We start from the raw sequence: 18,252 nt of genomic DNA on the forward strand, positions 1-18,252 counted from the left end.
CGGTTTGCGACCAGCCTTCGGAAGAACCTGCACGCCATGACTCTGATCGACAATGCGTTTGGCACCGGCGACGCTTCTGCTCCCGGAGTTCTCTCTTTTCTCCGTCGCGGCCAGAAAGCGCCTTGCCGGGTTGCGCTTATCGGCGGCTATGCTCCGCGCAAATGCGGCATCGCCACTTTCACCACCGACATCTACGAACAGCTGCGTGCGCATCATTCGGATATCTCGGTCGATCTTCACGTGATAGACGATGCGCGCTCCCCGCTTGAATATCCCGGTGTGCGCGGGCTGATCCGCTCGGACCAGGCTGAGGACTATCGCGCCGCAGCCCGTCGCATGAACGAGGATGCGGTCGACGCCGTGTGGCTTCAGCATGAATACGGCATCTTCGGTGGCGCTGATGGCGACATGGTGCTTGAACTGGTCGATCGTGTGGCGGCGCCGCTGATCGTCACTCTCCACACTGTGCTTGCCGAGCCATCGGCGCATCAGCGCGAGGTGCTTGAGCATATCCTGCGCCGCGCTTCGCGGGTCATGGTAATGTCGCAGCACTCGATGGGGTTGCTGCAGGACCTTTACCACGTCGCACCAGCGCGCATCGCGGTGATCCCGCACGGTGCGCCCGATCGTCCGTTCGGTCGTGCCGAGACCTACAAGGCGCGCATTGGCCATCAGGGACGGCGCGTGATGATGACGTTCGGCCTGCTGGGGCCCGGCAAGGGCCTTGAAACCGTGATCGAGGCGCTGCCTGCGGTGGTCGAGAACCACCCGGACGTGATCTATCGCATCGTCGGCGCCACCCATCCCAACCTGGTTGTCAGCGAAGGCGAACGCTATCGTGAGAGCCTTGAGGCGCTGGCGCAGGATCTGGGCGTGGCGGCCAACATCGAATGGGACAACCGCTTCCTCGATCTGGATGAACTGCTCGACCAGCTTGAAGCCTGTGACATTTACCTCACGCCCTATCCCAACATGCAGCAGTCCACCTCCGGCACGCTGAGCTACGCGGTGGCGCTGGGCAAGGCGGTGGTCTCCACCCCTTATGTTCATGCACGCGAGCTGCTGGCCGATGGCGTCGGTGTCCTGGTCGAGCCGCGCCAGGCTGACGTGATTGCGGCAGCGGTAAACCGCCTGCTCGATGACCCCCGCGAACTGCATGCCGTGCAGAAGCGCGCTTGGGACAAAGGCCGCGAAACGATCTGGCCCCGCTTTGCCGGGGCTGCCCGCGGCTTGGTGGAGAGCGTCGTCGTCCGACCTGATCGCACCATGCCACTGCTGGCGACGCCGGGATTCTCTGGCGTTGCGGCAATGAGCGACTCCACCGGCATGCTGCAACATTCGATCCTGACGGTCCCCGACCGCCGTCACGGCTACTGCCTCGATGACAACGTGCGCGCGCTGATGCTGATGGGCGTGGCGGATTCCGTGCCGCTGGCAGAGCGCCAGCGCTGGGCCATGGTCTATGCCTCGTTCATCCAGCACGCCTGGAATCCGGAAGAGCGCGCTTTTCGCAACTTCATGAACTTTGACCGCACCTGGTGCGAACCGATCGGTTCTGCCGACAGCAATGGTCGCACGGTCTGGGCGCTGGGCAGGGCGATGAACGATGCGCCGGACGAAGGGCTGCGGCACTGGGCGGCGCAATGGTTCGACATCGCGCTTGCTCCGGTTGGCACGATGGATGCCCCGCGCACGGTTGCGTTCGTGATGCTCGGCTGCATCGAGGCCTTACGCGCCAATCCCGCGCATGGCGAAGCGCTGGCCAGCCTGCGCCACGGTGCCGAATTGCTCGCCAATCTGCTGAACGAAGCACGTCGCCCCGATTGGGCCTGGTTCGAAGCGGTGCTCAGCTATGACAACCCGCGGCTGTCTCAGGCGCTGATCGGCGCAGGGCAGGTTCTTGAGCGCGCCGACTGGATGGAAGCCGGCCTGTCCTCGCTGCGCTTCATCGCGCGCCAGCAGGTCTCGGCGCAGGGGCACTTCCGCCCCGTGGGCTCGGAAACCTTCGGGCGGCCTTACGAGAACATGCCGTTCGATCAGCAGCCACTGGAGGCTTGGGCCGCGGTCGATGCGGCGGCGAGCGCCTATGCCGCGACCGGCGACATCACCTGGCTGCGCCATGCGGAAACCGCATATCGCTGGTTCCTGGGCGGCAACGACCGCGGCGAAGTGCTTGGCGATATCGTGTCGGGCCGCTGCCGCGATGGCGTGACTCCGCAAGGCGTCAACCTCAATTGCGGCGCGGAATCGATCCTGGCGTTCCAGCTTGCGCATTACGCGATGGTGCAAATTGCGCGGCGCCCCGGATCGGCAACTCTGGCTCAGGAACCTATTTCGCCCCCTGCCATTGCCATGAAGATCAACAGCAAGGGTACGCAACAGCTTGCGGGTACTTGAACAAAGGCTTCACGCCGATCCTTCGAGGGTCGTACTTCGTCCATTCCATCTCGGCTGGCAGGGGCCCGGCGGGTCAGGCGCGCGTGCGCGCAAGCTCGTCGACGATGTCGTCTCGCTGAGCAACGATGAGGCAGATGAGGAGTACGCACGCGTGCTCCACGATTTCGAGGAGCGTCACTGGCAGACTGAGCAGCTTTTCGAGGAGCGCTATCGCCAGATGGAGGCGGTCCTAAGATTCGACGGCTCGGAATTGTCGATTCGCCGCAAGCGGCTGATCGGCGCGTACTTCTGCCACGAATATACATATGCCGCTGCGGCGCTGATGAACCCGAGCATCGTGCCGCATCCCGACCAGTCCGGCATGACTGGCGGCGCGGTACGCTTTGTCATGAGCCTGCGAGCAGTGGGCGAAGGGCACATCAGCTCGATCGTTTTCCGCGAAGGCATCGCCCTTCCTGAAGGCGATTTCGAGCTGTGGCCGCAAAGCCATTTTGCGACCGCCTTGCTGCCTGACGACAGCCTGACGGCGTGCCAGGGAGCAGATTGCGCTGTTACCCTGCATCGCCACTCGGAAAGCACGCTGTCCAACAGCGTGATCTTTCCGGTGACCGAGCAGCAACGTGGCGGTCTGGAAGACCTGCGCCTTGTCCGGTTTGACCATGGCGGTGGCGATTACGAATGGATCGGCACTTATACGGCATATTCCGGCGCGGATATCCGGTCCGAATTGCTGCGCACGCGGGATTTCCGCTCTTTCCGGCTTGAACCCATCGTCGGGCGGGCCGGTCGGAACAAGGGCATGGCGCTGTTTCCGCAGAAGGTGGGGGGGCAGTACTGCATGGTCGGCCGGCAGGATGGCAAGAACCTGTTCCTGCTCCGCTCGGACAGTCTCGAGCGCTGGGACGATGATGGCGTGCTGCTGATGGAGCCCGAATTCCCATGGGAATTCGTGCAGATCGGCAATTGCGGCAGCCCGATCCTCACGGACCACGGCTGGCTGTTGCTCACGCACGGCGTGGGTGCGATGCGCAAGTACGCGCTGGGCTGCGCATTGCTTGATCGTGATGACCCTTCGAAAGTCATCGCGCGGTCCAGCAAGCCACTGCTGACGGCTATCGACGCCGATCGTTTCGGGTATGTCCCCAACGTCGTCTATACTTGCGGTGCACTGTTGGTCGAAGACCAGTTGCTGGTGCCCTACGGCATATCCGACAGCGCCGTTGGCTTCGCCACGACTTCGGTTGGCGAGATGCTGGCAAGAATGGATGCAACTCGCTAGAACAGGGCTTCGCTGCGCTGCAGCAGGTTAAATCAAGGCAACACATGACCAAGACAGTTCCCGTGATCCTGTGCGGCGGCAGCGGCACCCGTTTGTGGCCGCGCTCGCGCAAGGCGCGGCCCAAGCCCTTCCTTCCGCTCGTTGGTGACGAGACTCTGTTTCGCGCAACCGTGCTGCGCTGCCCGGTTGGCGAAGGCTTCGGCGATCCGGTCGTCGTGACCGGGGCTGCCCATCTTGGCCATGTCGAGGAACAGCTGCCTGATCGCGGCGCTACCCGAATCATCGTCGAACCCGAAGCGCGCAACACGGCTGCCGCGATTGCCCTTGCCGCGCTGAGCCTGCCGGAAGACGCGATCATGCTGGTGTGCCCGAGCGACCATCACATCGGTGATTGCGATGCTTTCCGGGCCTCTGCGCATGAAGCGGCGGCACTGGCGCAAGCTGGCTGGCTCGTTTCCTTCGGCATCGTGCCCACTGCGCCCGAGACCGGCTTCGGCTACCTCAAGCAGGGCGAGGCGATCGATGGCACTGGCGGCCGCCGCGTCGAGCGGTTCGTCGAAAAGCCCGATCTGGCCCGCGCCATGGAGTTTCTGAGCAGCGGTGACTATGCCTGGAACGGGGGCATCTTCGCGTTCAGGGTCGGCACGTTCCTTGAGGAACTGGGGCTTCACCGGCCCGACATTCTTTCGGCAGTGCGCGAAGCTGTCGCCAAGGGACGGGAAGATGGCATGCGCTTCCACCCCGATCGCGAAGCCTTTGCCAAGGTGCCCAGCGAATCCGTCGACTATGCGGTCATGGAAAACACGTCGCGCGCGGCGATGGTCCCGGCGGAGATGGCGTGGTCGGACATCGGCAACTGGCAGGCCCTTCACGATGCGCAGGATCGCGATGAAGCGGGCAATGCCGTCCGCGGGCGGGCGGAACTGAAGGATTGCAGCAACGTACTCGTTATGAGTGATGGCCCCCGCGTTTCGGTGGTGGGCGCATCGAATCTCATGATCGTCGTCGATGGCGACGAAGTCCTCGTCTGTACGCCAGAAGGTGCGCAAGCCGTGGGCAAGCTTTCCGGAGCTGCGAACCAGTGACATTGCTGCCGAGGCGGATGGTCGAAAAACCCTGGGGCAAGGACGATCTGCCCCGGCCCTTCGAAGCCTTCTCGGGAAGGAGCATCGGCGAAATCTGGTTCGAGCCGCCGTCCGAACTTCCCTCGATCCTGGTCAAGTACATCTTCACCAGCGATGCGCTCTCGGTCCAGGTCCATCCCAGCGATGAACAGGCGAGGGAACTCGGTGAAAGCGATCGCGGGAAGGAGGAGTGCTGGCTGATCCTCGATGCAGAGCCGGGCGCGAAGCTGGGTATCGGCTTTGGCGAGGCGCTCGACGGGGAAGCGCTGCGCGCCGCAGCCCTCGATGGCAGCATCGAGGGCCTGATGGACTGGTATCCGGTCGAACGCGGGGACTTCTTCTATATCCCGGCCGGCACTGTCCACGCGATCGGCGCGGGCGTGAGCCTCATCGAGATCCAGCAGAACAGCGACATTACCTATCGCCTCTACGACTACGGCCGCCCGCGCGAGCTGCACCTCGATCAGAGCGTGGCGGTGGCCAAGGGCGGGCCGCACGAACCATCGCTCCGCCGCCACGACGTGCTGTCTACCTCGCACCAACTGGCCGACGGCAAGTACTTCACTGCCGACTGCGTGATCGGCGAGCCCGCTGCGGAAGTGCAACGGGCATACGATGGCCCATGCCTCGTCATCCCGGTCGATGCCGCCGTGGCGGTAGCGGGCGAGGCGGTGGACGTTGGCCAATGCGCCCTTGCCGCAGCTGCCGCCGACGTGGCTTTCTCTGCCTCCGGCACCTGCCTGCTCGTCCGACCGGCCTAGCTTTCTCGCGGTGGCCGGGAAAAGGGTACGCATTCATGTAATGTTATGTTGTAACATGGAGGCTTTGCCTGTATGGAGCCGCCAACGCCGCACGGTCAGCAGGCCGGCGGCTGGTCGCATACAGCAAGGACATTCCATGCGTCTTACCGCTCTCCTTCTCCTCGGCGCCGCCGCCAATGCCACGCCCGTCATGGCCCAGCAGGCTCCGGCTCCTGCCGCTGATGATCAGGGCGATACCCACGCCCAGACGCCGAAGCAGATCGTCGTCACCGCCGCCTTCAACCGCGAACGGGCCGATATCATCTCGGGCGTATCGGTCCTGCAGGGACAGGAGCTGGCGCAGGCGATCCGCCCGACCATCGGCGAGACGCTCGATCGCACACCCGGCGTCTCGGCCACCTCCTTCGGCCCCAACGCCTCGCGTCCCGTTCTGCGCGGCCTTCAGGGTGAGCGCGTGCGCATCCTGACCGACGGCATCGGTGCCTTCGACGTCTCCAACACCAGCGCCGACCACGCCGTGGTGATCGACCCGCTGCTGGCCGAGCGCATCGAAGTGCTGCGCGGCCCCGCCACGCTGCTGTTCGGCTCATCGGCCATCGGCGGCGTCGTCAACGTCATCGACAAGCGCATTCCGCGCATGGTGCCAGACGAGATCGCCCACGTCGATGCCATGGCGACCTATGGCTCGGCGGCCGACGAACGCTCGATCGGCGGGGCGGTCGACGTGCCGGTGGGCAAGCAGTTCGTCGTCCACGCCGACGGCAGCTACCTCAAGACCGGAAACTTGCGCGTCGGCGACTATGTCCTTGCCCCCTCGGCCCGCGCCGTGGCGCTGGCCAATGCCGGGACCGAAACCGACGACCAGCTGGACGAAGGCTTGGACTTTGCCGGCAACGCCGCGCTCAGGGGCCGCCTGCCGAATTCTGCCGCCGAGACCTGGACTGCAGGCGTTGGCGCGGCGCTGATCACCGATACCGGCAACCTTGGCATTTCCTACAGCCACTACGACAGCCTCTATGGCATTCCCACCCGCTACGCGATCCGCCCCGGCGAGGAACAGGAAGCCCCCCGCCTCGACGTCTCGCAGGATCGCGTGGACCTCCGCGCCGAGGTCGAGACCGGCGGCGGCTTCCTCAAGTCGATCAAGGCCCGCGCCGGGTTTGCCTCCTACCGCCACTTCGAACTGGAACCGGACGGCGGCATCGGCACCGCGTTCTACAACAAGGGCCTCGAAGGCCGCGTCGAGCTGGTCCAGGCCGATCGCGGCGCGTGGAAGGGCGCGAGCGGCGTCCAGTACTTCGCCCGCGATTTCAACGTGATCGGCGATGAAGCCTTCCTGCCCAAGAACTCCACCCAGCAGCTTGGCCTGTTCACCCTGCAGCAGCTGGATCTCGGCGCATTGAAGCTTGAAGGCGGCGCACGCTACGAACACACCGTGCTCGAAGCCAAGCCGCTGCCCGACCAGCCGCAGTTCTTCAACGGCAAGCGCTCGTTCGACACCTTCTCGGGTTCGGCCGGCGCGTCGCTGGGCTTCGCCGATGGCTGGCGCTTCGGCGTAAACCTCAGCCGCACGGTGCGCGCGCCTTCTGCCGAGGAGCTCTACGCCAATGGCCCGCATGCGGGCACGCAGGCGTTCGAAGTCGGCAGCCCCGATTTCCGCACGGAGCGCGCCTGGGGCCTCGAAGGCGTGCTGCGCGGTTCCGGCCCCGGCTACACGCTGGAGGCCTCGGTCTATCACAACTGGTTCGACAACTTCATCTACGAGAGCCTGACCGGCGCGGTGGAGGACGGCTTGCCGGTGTTCCAGTTCACGCAAGGGCGTGCGCGCTACTATGGCTTCGAACTGCAAGGCACGGTCACGCTGGCACAGGTCGGCGGGTTCGATGTGGTGGCCGATGGCGTGGCCGATTATGTCCACGCCCAGATCGAAGGCGTCGGCCCCGCACCGCGCATTCCGCCGTTGCGCCTGCTCGGCGGCTTGGGCCTCAAGGGGGAGAAGGTGGACTTGCGCGGCGAAGTCGAATGGAGCGACAGCCAGCCGCGCCTCGCCAATTTCGAGACGCCTACGGCCAGCTTCACCTTGGTCAACGCCGAAGTGAACTTCCGCCCATGGGGCAACGCGCGCCCGCTCTCCTTCGCGCTTTCGGCCAACAACATCTTCGACGTTGACGCCCGCCGCCACGCCTCGTTCCTCAAGGACTTCGCCCCCCTGGCAGGCCGCGACATACGTGTAAGTGCGAGGGTGAGCTTCTGAGAACCACGGTTCATCGCAGATAAAGCCGTGGCCCAGCAGTTTTGCCCTTCAGGGAAAACGGTGAGGTCACGGCATGAAGCGGATAGCAATTGCGGGCGCTGCTGCGCTGGTCATTCTCGGAGCAGGGCTGGCCGAGGCGCAGCCCGGCGGGCGTTTGCGCGAACGGATCGCCAAGCGCATGGAGCAGCGCGCCGAAGGCGCGGCCAAGCGTGAACGCACGCCCGGCGCGCAGACCTTCTCCTATGGCCCCGACCCGCTGCAGGTCATGGACTTCTGGGCTCCTGCCACCATCGACATCGCGCCCAAGCCCAAGGTGCCGCTGGTGCTCTACGTCCACGGCGGCGGGTGGAAGCGCGGGAGCAAGGACACCGCAATGGGCAATGCCCTGCCCGGCCACTTGCGCAATCAGGGCTATGCCTTTGCCTCGATCAACTACCGCCTCGTGCCCGCCGCGACGGTCGAGCAGCAGGCGAGCGACGTGGCTCAGGCGCTGGCATACCTGCTGGCGCGGGCGGACAAGCTGGGGATCGACCGCGGCAAGGTCGTCATCACCGGCCACAGCGCGGGCGCACACCTCGTCGCGCTGGTCGGCACGGACGAGCAATACTTGCGCAAGGCAGGCCTGTCCTTCGCCGACATCGACGGCGTGATGCCCAACGACGGCGCGGCTTATGACGTGCCCAAGCAGATGGAGCAGGCCGGTCGCATGATGGCCGACACCTACAAACAGGCCTTCGGCACAGACCCCGCCCGCCAGAAGGCCCTATCCCCCACCTACCACGCCGCCGCCCCCAACGCCCCGCGCTTCCTCCTCCTCCACGTCCAGCGCAAGGACGGCGTGGCACAGGCGCAGGAACTCGGCGCGGCGCTCAAGAAGGCGGGCGTGACCGTCGAATACGGCAGCTTCCCCGGCACCGGCCTGCAAGGCCACGCCGAAATCAACCGCAAGCTGGGCGAGGCGGATTATCCCGCGACGCCGGTTATGGATGCGTGGTTGAAGGGGGTGTTTGGGGGGTAGGTTGAGTTCGTCGCGGATGGCAGTTTCCAAACCGACCTCACCGTCGCCCCGTGCTCGACACGGGGCTTGGCTTCTCTTCCTGGCCCAGCGCTGAAGAAGAAAAGCCAAGTCCCGGATCAAATCCGGGACGATGGGTTTTGGAGTTGTGACGCTCTTGCTTCGATGGGAGGGTTGGCGCGGGAGGCAGTTGAGCGCAACGGTAGGGAATGGTTATGCAAGATCAATGACGCTCAGAGACATCCAAGCCCGCCTAGCGGAAATTCTCGCCGCAGAAGAGGAACTTACGGTAAACTGGCGGACTGTTGATCGTCTTTGCGACGAGCTAGACCGCCAGCTTGAAGCGTTCGGGATGGACACGCCAGAGATCGTGGCCCATTTTCTTTCCGACAGTGATATTCGTGCTCGTGACGCGAGATATGGTGCCGCTCAGCGCGCCGCTCTTCGCACATATCTGTCAACCGGCGATTATTTTGATGGTGTCGAGGTGCCTTGGTGGGGATGCTTGGCGCTGGCGTTAGTAGGCGCGGGTTCGATCGTGTGGGCGCTGACCTAGCCCACTGGCCGCTGTGGGGCAGTGACAGGACCGACGGCTTTCAGTGAAGAATGGGCAAACTGCCCTTACTTCACCTCAAACCTTTTCCGGCCCGCTCTTACCCAACACATGCGTGCACCCCAGCGCTTGCGCACTATCCGTATCGCTCAGCGCCGCAACGGTGCGCCAACCAATCGAGCGCAGCCGCGCTGCCTCATCGCGGTCATGGCCCAGCGGCAGGAACACGCGGTCCTCTGGCGTTTCGCTGGCCGAGAGCAGGTCGATCAGCGCATCCGGATACAGCGAGAAGCCGGTAGCGGCCTCATCCTTGCCGTTGCCCGCGATGCGATATGTGCCACCGCGCCCCAACGGGCCACGCGCGCCTTCGGCGTAGAGGGTGAAGCCGAACCAGGTCTGGTATTCGAAGCCGTGGCGCTCGCTGGGATCGAGCGTCAGCCGCGCCGCGCCGTTCAGGCTCTTGGCGATCTGCCTGAGCGCGGCGATGCGCGAGGCGAGCGCGCCGCCCGCATCGATCTCGCACAGCTTCTCGATCGCGCTGTCGAACTCGCCAGTGGCGTAGAGCAGCGGCACATAGGCCTCGCCGCCCACATCGCGCAGGCCGCCCGCATCCTTGGTGTCGAGTTCGCGCCGCACCGCCTCGATCTGTTCGGGCGCCAGCGGGAAGGCCTTGGCGGCGAGAGTGTCGACCAGATCGGGCAGGGTGAAATCGACGCTGACGCCGCGCGCGCCTGCCGCCTGCAGGGCCTCGACCGCGATGGAGACGATCTCGGTCGCCGCCGCCAGATTGTCCGCGCCGACCAATTCGGCCCCGCACTGCAGCTTCTCGCGCGCCGGGTTCAGCCCGTCGCTCTTGATGGTCAGGACCTGGCCTGCATACATCAGCCGCAGGGGGCGCGCCGCTTCGGCCAGCCGCGTCTGCGCGATGCGGCCGATCTGCGGGGTGTGGTCGGAACGCAGGCCCATCATCCGCAGGCTCGAGGGATCGGTGAAGCGGAACATGCGCCGCGACTGGATACCCGCCATGCGCGCGGCGAGGCTCTTTTCGAACTCGATCATCGGCGGCAGCACGCGGTCATAGCCGTGGCCGTGCATCACGTCCTGAATGCTGCGCATCACGCGCGTGGTGGTCGCCGCCTCGCGTGGCAGGCGGTCCTCAAGCCCCTCGGGCAGCAAGCTGGAATCGACGTCGGTCATGTCGGCGCGCTTAGCGGGATGGATGGGAAATGTCGAACCTGTGATGTTGCGCGTGTTCTTATTTCGCGCAGAGGCGCGGAGAAGAAAAGGATATCTCACGCAAAGACGCAAAGACGCGAAGATGTCGCGCCAAGCGGCGCAGCCGCATTCTCCTCTACACGCCATTCGATTGGCAATGAAGGCCTGCGGCGCGCGCAACCTCTTCACGTCTTTGCGTCTTTGCGTGATTCATCCCGGGCGGAGCCCGTAATCTTCTCCGCGCCTCCGCGCGAAACGGAAAAGGCGGGCGCATCGCTGCACCCGCCCCTCGATTTCACGCTGACGCTGGATCAGACGAAGTTCAGCGCCTTGACCGTGCGGACGCCCTGGATGTCGCAGGCCTCCTTGAGCACGTCCTGCGGCACCGGGCTGTCGAGCGAGAGCAGCAGCACGGCTTCGCCACCGGCTTCGCGGCGGCCGAGGTGGAAGGTGCCGATGTTGATGTTCGACTGGCCGAGCAGCGTGCCGATGCGGCCGATGAAGCCCGGCGCGTCGGAGTTGACGATGTAGAGCATGTCGCCGTCGAGGTCGGCTTCGATGCCGATGCCGAAGATCTCGACAAGGCGCGGCTGGCCGTTGCCGAACAGCGTGCCCGCAACCGAACGCTCACCCTGGCTGGTGCTGACGGTGACGCGCACCAGCGTGCGGTATTCGCCTTCGCGGTCATGGCGCACTTCGCGCACATCCAGCCCGCGCTCCTTGGCGAGGAATGGCGCGTTGACCATGTTCACGCTCTGCGAATACTGGCTCATCAGGCCAGCGAGCACGGCAGCGGTGATCGGCTTCTGGTTGAGCTGCGCGGCGGCGCCTTCAACCTCGATGGCGATCTTGGTCAGGTTGTCGTGGGCGAGCTGGCCGACCAGCTTGCCGAGCTTTTCAGCCAGCGCCATGTAAGGCTTGAGCTTCGGCGCTTCCTCTGCCGAAAGCGAAGGCATGTTGAGCGCGTTGGTCACGCCGCCCGTCACGAGGAAATCAGCCATCTGCTCGGCCACCTGAAGCGCGACGTTGACCTGTGCTTCGGTCGTGCTCGCGCCGAGGTGCGGGGTGCAGATGAAGTTCGGCGTGCCGAACAGCGGCGATTCCTTGGCGGGCTCGGTCTCGAACACGTCAAGCGCGGCCCCTGCTACCTGGCCCGAATCCAGCGCAGCCTTCAGCGCTGCTTCATCGATCAGGCCGCCACGCGCGCAGTTCACGATGCGCACACCCTTCTTGCACTTGGCGATGTTCTCGGCCGAAAGGATGTTGCGGGTCTGGTCGGTCAGCGGCGTGTGCAGCGTGATGAAGTCCGCCTTGGCCAGCAGCGTATCGAGATCGGCCTTCTCCACGCCCATTTCCACGGCGCGCTCGGGCGTCAGGAACGGGTCGAAGGCAACGACCTTCATCTTGAGACCGAGCGCTCGGGCAGCGACGATCGAGCCGATGTTGCCCGCGCCGATCAGGCCGAGCGTCTTGCCGGTGACTTCAACGCCCATGAAGCCATTCTTCGGCCACAGGCCCGCCTGGGTCTGTGCGTTGGCTTCGGGGATCTGGCGAGCGAGCGCGAAGATCATCGCGATGGCGTGTTCGGCGGTGGTGATCGAGTTGCCGAACGGGGTGTTCATCACCACCACGCCCTTCGAGGAGGCGTAAGGGATGTCGACGTTGTCGACGCCGATGCCGGCGCGGCCGATGACCTTGAGGTTGGTGGCGGCATCGAGGATCGCCTTGGTCACCTTGGTCGAGGAACGGATGGCAAGGCCATCGTATTCGCCGATGCGGGCGATCAGCTGTTCCGGCGTCTCGCCGGTGATCACGTCAACGTCGCAGCCCATCTCGGTGAAGATGCGGGCGGCGTTGGGGTCCATCTTGTCGGAAATGAGAACCTTGGGCTTGGTCATAAGTGTCTCCCTCTCCCCTTCAGGGGAGAGGGCCGGGGAGAGGGGGAGTCCTGTCACCGGCCCTGAAATGGTTGGAAAATGCGGGAACAAGGGGCAAGTCCCCTCTCCCAACCCTCTCCCCTCAAGGGGAGAGGGCTAGAGGCAGCTTAGGCCGCGGCCAGTTCGGCCTTGGTCGTCTCGTAGGCCCAGTCGAGCCACGGGCCGAGGTCGGCGATGTCCTCGGCGTTCACGGTCGCGCCGCACCAGATGCGCAGGCCGGCCGGGGCATCGCGGTAACCGGCGATGTCGTAGGCCGCGCCCTGCTTTTCGAGGAGGGCTGCAAACTTCTTGATGAAGTCAGCATCCGCGCCTTCGACCGAGAGGCAGACCGAGGTCTTCGACCGGGTCGCTTCGTCAGCGGCGAGGTGCGAGAGCCACGAACGCTCTTCGACGATCTTGTTCAGCGCCGCCGCATTGGCATCGCTGCGCGCCTTGAGGCCTTCGAGGCCGCCGAGGCCCTTGGCCCATTCGAGCGCGAAGATCGCGTCTTCAACCGCGAGCATCGAGGGGGTGTTGATCGTCTCGCCCTTGAACACGCCTTCGGCCAGCTTGCCCTTGGAAACAAGGCGGAACACCTTGGGGAGAGGCCATGCTGGGGTGTAGGTCTCAAGCCGTTCGACCGCGCGGGGGCCGAGTATCAGCACGCCGTGGCCGCCTTCGCCGCCAAGAACCTTCTGCCAGGAGAAGGTGGCAACGTCGATCTTCGACCAGTCGATGTCATAGGCAAAGACTGCCGAGGTGGCGTCGGCAAAGCTGAGGCCCTCGCGGTCGGCCGGGATGAAATCGGCATTCGGCACGCGCACGCCCGAGGTGGTGCCGTTCCAGGTGAACAGCACGTCGTTCGACCAGTCGATCGCGTTCAGATCGGGGATCTGGCCATAGTCGGCGCGCAGGACCGTGGGATCGAGCTTGAGCTGCTTGGCGGCATCGGTGACCCAACCTTCACCGAACGATTCCCAGGCCAGCGTCGTGACGGGGCGAGCGCCGAGCATCGTCCACATCGCCATTTCGAAAGCGCCGGTGTCAGACCCCGGAACGATGCCGATACGGTGCGTATCGGGCAGCTGCAGCACTTCGCGCATCAGGTCGATGCAATATTGAAGGCGCGTCTTGCCGATCTTGGCGCGGTGTGACCGGCCGAGCGATTCGGTGCTGAGCTTTTCGGGGGCATATCCGGGCGGCTTGGCGCAGGGGCCGGACGAGAAATAGGGGCGCGCAGGCTTGCGAGCCGGAATCGTAGCAGACATGTAGTCTCTCCTTACAGAGAGCACGCGCGGCGTTGGGACCGCGTGGCCCGCCGACCGCCCTAGTGGCGCAGCGGGATTTGTCAAACCTTATCGGTTTCCAACTCTCATGAACTCAGGGGCAAGTCTCCCCCAACTCACCCACAACTGCCGGGTTCAGAAGGCCTACTGTCCGAGGGTTTCGGCAAGCATCGCGGCCGTGCGCGGACCAGACCAGTCATGCGCGCCGATCATGCGCCAGACTTCCTTGCCATCCTTGTCGTAGAGCACCGTCGTCGGCAGCATTCCGGTCTCGTAGAAGAAGCCGAGGTTGTTCTCGGTGTCGAGCCAGGGTTCGAGCGCGGTGAACTTGCGCTCGGCATAGAACGGGGCGACCTTGGCGGCGCCTTCGATGTCCTGCGATACGGTCAGGACCCGCAGCTTGCCGGAATTGTCCGCCGCCAGCTTGTCGAGCATCGGCATTTCGAGGACGCAGGGCCCGCACCACGTTGCCCACAGGTTGACCAGCACCGGCTTGCCCTTGAGGTCGCGCAGCTTGAGCGACTTGCCCGACGGGTCGGTCACGGTGAAATCGGGCATGTCCTTGCCGCGATTGGCAATGTCGAGTGTGCCGTTGAATTCGCCCTTCGCGGCAGATTCCGTAGGTGCCGCCGTCGTCTGCGGTTGCGAGTCGCTCTGGCCTTGCCTATCGCACCCGGCAACGGCAAGGGCCGCCACGAGCAACAGCACTTTGGGCGAATAGACGGACATGGGCGACAAATCAGGCTCCAACCAGATGTGGGGCGGGCGCTTCGCGGGCGGTCCCTCGGCGATCATGCGCGAGATTAACGCCTCGATTCCCTTCGACAAGGCGCTGTGGCGGCAAGACATCGCCGCGTCAAAGGCCCATGTGGACATGCTCGGCGAACAAGGCATCGTTTCGGCCGAGGATGCGGCGCTGATCGCCGATGGCCTCGACAAGGTCGCGGCAGAGTATGAAGCCAATGGGGTGCCCGAGAACTGGGACCTCGAAGACATCCACATGACCACCGAAAGCCGCCTTGCCGAACTGATCGGCCCGGCGGCAGGTCGCCTCCACACCGCGCGCAGTCGTAACGATCAGGTGGCGACCGACTTCCGCCTCTGGGTGCGCGATGCGATGGATCAGGCAGAGCTGGGCCTCAAACAGCTGCAGGTCGCGCTGGTTTCGCGCGCGGGCGAGCATGCGGCCAGCATCATGCCCGGTTTCACTCACCTGCAGACCGCGCAGCCGGTCACACTCGGCCATCATCTGATGGCCTATTACGAAATGATCGGGCGGGATCGTTCGCGCTTTGCCGATGCGCGGGTGCGGATGAACCGCAGCCCCTTGGGCGCGGCGGCGCTGGCGGGCACCGGATTCCCCATCGACCGTTTCCGCACGGCTGAGGCGCTCGGCTTCGATGGGCCGACGGACAACAGCCTCGATTCGGTGTCCGACCGCGATTTCGCGCTCGATTACCTGATGGCTGCGGCGCAGTGCTCGTTGCACCTTTCGCGGCTGGCGGAAGAGTTCATCATCTGGGCGAGCCAGCCCTTCGGCTTCGTGACGCTGCCCGACAGCCTGTCGACCGGCAGCAGCATCATGCCGCAGAAGAAGAACCCCGATGCCGCCGAACTGGTGCGCGGCCATTCGGGGCGGATCGTGGGTTGCCTGACCGCGCTGATGATCACGATGAAGGGCCTGCCGCTGGCCTATTCAAAGGACATGCAGGACGACAAGCCGCCGGTGTTCGAAGCGGCGAGCCTGCTGGCCCTGTCGATCGCGGCGATGACCGGGATGGTCGCTGAAGCCAAGTTCCGCACCGACCGGATGCGCGCCGCTGCCGAGTTGGGCTATGCCACGGCGACTGACCTTGCCGACTGGCTGGTGCGGCAAGCCAACATCCCGTTCCGCGAGGCGCATCACATCACCGGCTCTGCGGTGAAGCTGGCCGAATCGCGCGGCATCGCGCTCGATCAGCTGTCGATCGAGGACCTCAAGGCGATCGACCAGCGCATCGACGATCGCGTCTATGCCGCGCTTTCGGTCGAAGCGAGCGTGGCTGCGCGTTGCAGCCATGGCGGAACCGCGCCGGACGAGGTAAGGAAGCGCGTGGCCCAGGCGCGCATCGCGCTGGGGCTGGAGGAATCGGCTTGAGCCAATCGCGCAACATTCTGCTGGCAGGCCTTGGCGCACTCGCATTGGGCGGTTGCGGCAACAAGGCCGAGCTGAAGCTGGCGCCGGACCAGACGCCGCCACCGATCCCCTATGGCCGCGAGGTGCAGCCGGGCGCGGATGACCTGCTCAAAACCCCCGCGCAGGCAGCCCCTGCGCGCAATGTCGAGCCGCGTCGCCGCTCGCAGGATCGCGAAGACGATCCTTTCGATCTGCCTCCCGAAGACTGAGACTTTCCGATGGACCATTTTGAACTGAACGACGGCGTGCTCTGCGCCGAGAAGGTGCCCCTGCCGGTGATCGCGGCGGAAGTCGGCACGCCTGTCTATGTCTATTCGCGCGCCACGCTGACCCGGCATGCTCGCGTGTTTCGCGATGCCTTAAGCATCCTGCGCGATGCGAAGATCGCCTTTGCAGTGAAGTCCAACCCCAATCTTGCCGTGCTCAAGGTGCTGGCCGCCGAAGGCTATGGCGCCGATGTCGTCTCGGGCGGCGAGATGGAGCGGGCGCTGGCGGCAGGCATGGCGCCCGATGGCATCGTGTTCTCGGGCGTGGGCAAGACCGCTGCCGAAATGCGCCGCGGGATCGAGGCCGGGATTGGCCAGTTCAACCTCGAAAGCGAGGAAGAAGGGCTGGAGCTTGCGGAAATCGCCGCGTCGATGGGCAAGGTGGCTTCTGCCGCACTGCGCGTGAACCCTGACGTTGACGCAGGAACGCACGGCAAGATTTCCACCGGCAAGGCCGAGAACAAGTTCGGCGTTCCGTTCGACCGTGCCGCCGCGATCTATGGCCGTCTGGCCAACACGCCCGGCCTCAACATGCGCGGCCTCACGCTGCACATCGGCAGCCAATTGTCGAAGCTCGAGCCGCTGGAAGCCGCCTTCAACAAGGTTGGCGGGCTGATGGAAGAGATCCGCGCGGCGGGCCATTCTGTCACGCACATGGACCTGGGCGGCGGCGTCGGCGTGCCCTACAAGGCGGGCGAGGTGTTCCCGCAGCCTGCCGAATACGCTGCGATGGTCGCGCGCGTGACCGGCAACTGGGGCGTGACGCTGATGTTCGAGCCGGGCCGCGTGATCACCGGCAACACCGGCGTGCTGGTGACCGAAGTCATCCGCGTGAAGGAAGGGGCGAGCAATCCCTGGGTCGTGGTCGATGCCGCGATGAACGATCTGGCGCGCCCCGCGCTCTACGATGCCTGGCACGATTTCGCCGCCGTGGAGCCGAAGGGCGAGACCTTCACCGCCAACATCGTCGGCCCGATCTGCGAAAGCTCGGACACCTTCGCCATGGCCCGCACGATCGACAAGGTCGGGCGCGGCGATCTCGCCGTGTTCCGCACCGCGGGCGCCTATGGCGCGACGATGGCCAACACCTACAACTCGCGGCCTCTTGTGCCCGAGGTCATGGTGGATGGCGACAAGTGGGCCGTGGTGGCCGACCGCATCGATCCCGCCACGATCCTCGCGGCAGAGCGCGTGCCGGACTTCCTCAAGTAAGCCGAGTTTGAAGATATGAAGGCGCTCCCCCTCTTCCACCGCATCGCGGGCCAGCCGGTGATCCTGCTGGGCGAGGGGGACGCGGCTGAGGCCAAGCAGCGCCTGATCGAGCGTGCGGGCGGGGTGATCTACCGCGACATCAATGCCGGGATCGACGACGGCGCCCGCCTCGCCTTCATCGCGCACGACAATCCCGACATGGCGCAGGGCGACGCGATCCGGCTGCGCTGTGCCGGCCTGCTGGTCAACGTGGTCGACCGGCCCGAACTGTGCGATTTCACCACGCCTTCGATCCTTGACCGCGACCCGGTGCTGATCGCGGTGGGCACCGGCGGGGCCTCGGCGGGCCTGGCCAAGATCCTGCGCCTGCGGCTGGAGCGCCTGCTGCCGCAAGGGCTGGGCGCCTTGGCCCGCGCGCTGGAGGAGGCGCGCGAGGGGATGCGCAAGCGCTGGTCCTCGGTCGCCGACCGCCGCCGTGCCCTCGATGCGGCGCTGGACGAGGGCGGGGAACTTGACCTGTTTCGTGCTGGAAGCGAGGCAAAGGTGGCAGACTGGCTGGCCTCAGGCGCTGAAGGCCAGTCCGGTCGATTCGAGATCGTGCTGACGTCGAATGACCCCGAAGACCTCACCCTGCGCGCCGCGCGGCTGCTGGGGCAGGCGGACGTGGTGGTCCACGACGCCGACGTTGCGCCGAAAATCCTGTCGCGAGCGCGGGCCGATGCGGTGCGGGTGTTGGCGGGGGAGGCGACGCCGGACGGCGGGATCGTGGTGGTGTTGCGATTTGCTTAGGTCAAAATC

Annotated in this window: 15 protein-coding genes; 11 read left to right on the forward strand and 4 right to left on the reverse strand. The window is 65.2% G+C overall.

Going from position 1 to position 18,252, the window contains the following annotated elements:
• The first annotated feature begins 36 nt into the window (after window positions 1–36).
• The 7 genes from ACZ1JY_RS12470 to ACZ1JY_RS12500 all read left to right on the forward strand — a co-directional run bounded on the left by ACZ1JY_RS12470 (window position 37) and on the right by ACZ1JY_RS12500 (window position 9,386).
• Window positions 37–2,397: a glycosyltransferase family 4 protein gene (locus tag ACZ1JY_RS12470; protein ID WP_168903055.1), complete on the forward strand. Its 2,361-nt coding sequence runs from the start codon at window positions 37–39 to the stop codon at window positions 2,395–2,397.
• A complete protein-coding gene (locus ACZ1JY_RS12475; protein ID WP_168903054.1) occupies window positions 2,384–3,676 on the forward strand; it encodes a glycoside hydrolase family 130 protein in 1,293 nt (430 codons plus the stop codon). Before ACZ1JY_RS12470 ends, ACZ1JY_RS12475 begins: the two co-directional genes overlap by 14 nt.
• A gap of 44 nt (window positions 3,677–3,720) precedes the next feature.
• Window positions 3,721–4,761 (forward strand): mannose-1-phosphate guanylyltransferase, encoded by a 1,041-nt coding sequence (locus ACZ1JY_RS12480; RefSeq protein ID WP_168903053.1) that lies wholly within the window; start codon window positions 3,721–3,723, stop codon window positions 4,759–4,761.
• On the forward strand, window positions 4,758–5,561 hold the full coding sequence (locus ACZ1JY_RS12485; RefSeq protein ID WP_118072485.1) for a class I mannose-6-phosphate isomerase: 804 nt from the start codon (window positions 4,758–4,760) through the stop codon (window positions 5,559–5,561). The genes ACZ1JY_RS12480 and ACZ1JY_RS12485 overlap by 4 nt, the downstream gene beginning before the upstream one ends.
• A gap of 136 nt (window positions 5,562–5,697) precedes the next feature.
• Complete coding sequence (locus tag ACZ1JY_RS12490; RefSeq protein ID WP_465129478.1) at window positions 5,698–7,815, forward strand: TonB-dependent receptor domain-containing protein; 2,118 nt, start codon at window positions 5,698–5,700, stop codon at window positions 7,813–7,815.
• Window positions 7,816–7,888: 73 nt separating this feature from the next.
• A complete protein-coding gene (locus ACZ1JY_RS12495; RefSeq protein WP_465129479.1) occupies window positions 7,889–8,833 on the forward strand; it encodes an alpha/beta hydrolase in 945 nt (314 codons plus the stop codon).
• A gap of 223 nt (window positions 8,834–9,056) precedes the next feature.
• Entirely contained in the window at window positions 9,057–9,386 is a 330-nt protein-coding gene (locus ACZ1JY_RS12500; RefSeq protein WP_465129480.1) for a hypothetical protein, read from the forward strand.
• A 75-nt stretch (window positions 9,387–9,461) separates the two neighbouring features.
• On the opposite strand, the gene ACZ1JY_RS12505 is transcribed toward ACZ1JY_RS12500, so the two are convergent.
• The 4 genes from ACZ1JY_RS12505 to ACZ1JY_RS12520 form a co-directional block, all read right to left on the reverse strand.
• A complete protein-coding gene (locus tag ACZ1JY_RS12505) occupies window positions 9,462–10,580 on the reverse strand; it encodes an ATP phosphoribosyltransferase regulatory subunit (RefSeq protein ID WP_465129481.1) in 1,119 nt (372 codons plus the stop codon).
• Window positions 10,581–10,909: 329 nt separating this feature from the next.
• Window positions 10,910–12,496 (reverse strand): phosphoglycerate dehydrogenase, encoded by a 1,587-nt coding sequence (gene serA / locus ACZ1JY_RS12510; protein WP_465129482.1) that lies wholly within the window; start codon window positions 12,494–12,496, stop codon window positions 10,910–10,912.
• A gap of 146 nt (window positions 12,497–12,642) precedes the next feature.
• A complete protein-coding gene (locus ACZ1JY_RS12515; RefSeq protein ID WP_465129483.1) occupies window positions 12,643–13,782 on the reverse strand; it encodes a phosphoserine transaminase in 1,140 nt (379 codons plus the stop codon).
• 162 nt (window positions 13,783–13,944) lie between these two features.
• Entirely contained in the window at window positions 13,945–14,529 is a 585-nt protein-coding gene (locus ACZ1JY_RS12520) for a TlpA family protein disulfide reductase (RefSeq protein WP_118072482.1), read from the reverse strand.
• 25 nt (window positions 14,530–14,554) lie between these two features.
• On the opposite strand from ACZ1JY_RS12520, the gene argH reads away from it, so the two are divergent.
• The 4 genes from argH to ACZ1JY_RS12540 are packed head-to-tail and all read left to right on the forward strand — an operon-like array spanning window position 14,555 to window position 18,243.
• Window positions 14,555–15,937, forward strand: coding sequence for an argininosuccinate lyase (gene argH / locus ACZ1JY_RS12525; protein WP_465130912.1), 1,383 nt, complete (start codon window positions 14,555–14,557; stop codon window positions 15,935–15,937).
• Window positions 15,934–16,185, forward strand: a complete 252-nt coding sequence (locus ACZ1JY_RS12530; RefSeq protein ID WP_465129484.1) for a hypothetical protein — start codon at window positions 15,934–15,936, stop codon at window positions 16,183–16,185. The genes argH and ACZ1JY_RS12530 overlap by 4 nt, the downstream gene beginning before the upstream one ends.
• Before the next feature lie 9 nt (window positions 16,186–16,194).
• Window positions 16,195–17,454, forward strand: a complete 1,260-nt coding sequence (gene lysA / locus ACZ1JY_RS12535; RefSeq protein WP_465129485.1) for a diaminopimelate decarboxylase — start codon at window positions 16,195–16,197, stop codon at window positions 17,452–17,454.
• Window positions 17,455–17,469: 15 nt separating this feature from the next.
• On the forward strand, window positions 17,470–18,243 hold the full coding sequence (locus tag ACZ1JY_RS12540) for a precorrin-2 dehydrogenase/sirohydrochlorin ferrochelatase family protein (protein ID WP_465129486.1): 774 nt from the start codon (window positions 17,470–17,472) through the stop codon (window positions 18,241–18,243).
• The last annotated feature ends 9 nt before the right edge of the window (window positions 18,244–18,252 follow it).

The sequence above is a fragment of the Novosphingobium sp. BL-A-41-Hi4B-X5A genome, assembly GCF_055521705.1.